The organism is Streptomyces sp. NPDC005878, from assembly GCF_040629815.1.
GTDB lineage: Bacteria > Actinomycetota > Actinomycetes > Streptomycetales > Streptomycetaceae > Streptomyces.
Genome location: NZ_JBEXWK010000065.1, coordinates 1 through 1,417 on the forward strand (window position 1 = coordinate 1; position 1,417 = coordinate 1,417).

Below are 1,417 nucleotides of genomic sequence, written 5' to 3' on the forward strand. Positions count from 1 at the left end.
TCCAGGCGGGGAACATCGCTGCGGACGTCATCACCTCCCGCGAGCTCCAGGCCCTATCAGTGATCGCCGGTAAGATCGCCGCGAACGCCGTGACGGCCACCGAAATCTCCGCCGGGGCCATCACCACCGCGAAACTCGCGGCCGGCTCGGTCGACGCCACCGCCCTGAAAGCGGACGCCATCACCGGTAAAACGATCACGGGTGGCACGATCACCGGCACCGACATCACCGGTGTCACACTCACAGGCGGCACGGTCAGCGGCGCTACGGTCACCGGCGGAACCCTCCAGACGGGAACTACCGGGACCCGAATCGTCATCACGCCCACCCCGCCTCCTGGGATCGGCGCCCGCCCCTCGGTCCTTGTCTACTCCGGCGTCACCGGCGAGATCATCCCCGCCATCATGAACGCCGGCCAGGACCCCAACAACCCCACCATCCCCCGCCCCCAGCTGGTCCTTGCGTCCCCCCGTATCAGCACGGAGCCCGGCGGGGACTCGCCCGGAGCCAACCTGATCCTGCGGGCCCCGAAGCTGAACGAGCTCGGCGGCGCGTTCATCCTCCAGGCCTACTCACCCGACGATGCGAGCACCGTCGGCACCTGCAAAATCATCGGCACCGCGGCATACAGCGACGCAACCATCGCCACCCTCCGCCTCCAAGTGCGAGATGGCAACGAGGTTGAGAGCAACATCTGGTTCACCGGCTCCTACACCGAATTCTTCATCAACGGCGTCAGCCACATCCTCAACGCCAGCGGCCTGTTCCTCGCGGGCGGCCTGTCGGTGACGACCACGGCGACCGGACCCAACGGCACCTACAACGAGGAGGGCACCTGGTCGACCGCGAGTGGCGGCGCCGGCGTCACCTTCAGCCAGTGGGTGCAGTCCACCAACTCCACCTACCAGACGCTACGCCTGTCCAAAGGTGCTGTCCGCGCTCGTCTGGACGGTGTCGCCATGGTCGCCACGGCGTTCTCCAGCGGCACCCAGACCGCGTTCACCATCCCCAGCGGCTACCGCCCGCTGAAGGCGCACTATTTCGCCGTCCCGAACATCGTCAGCGGCAACCCCAGCGTCCTGGGGTGCCGGGTCGGCGCCGACGGCGTCGTGACCATGTTCACCAGCAGCAGCGTCATCGTGAACGCGCTCTACGACTTCTCCAACGTGCACTGGCCGCTGAACTGACCGAAACAGGGCCCGGGGCAACACTCTGCCCGCACGCCCGTACGCTGGGACCACGATCAACCGGGCGACCCTCCGCCCGCTCCATCCCCGAGGGACCGCACCCCACCGAGGTGCGAGACATACGCCATCAGCTCTGGGCGCGGGGAGTTACGGAGCCGGGCAGTGCCCGATCTACGTGTGCGCGAGTATCCGGTCCAGCCACGCCTGGGCCGCCACATGGTCCTGGACCC

The 1,417-nt window shown here is 67.7% G+C and carries 1 pseudogene; it reads left to right on the plus strand.

Annotated elements, in window-relative coordinates:
- Window positions 1–1,187 (plus strand): annotated as a pseudogene (locus ABZ404_RS39100) (hypothetical protein); the annotation flags it as partial.
- Window positions 1,188–1,417: the final 230 nt, after the last annotated feature.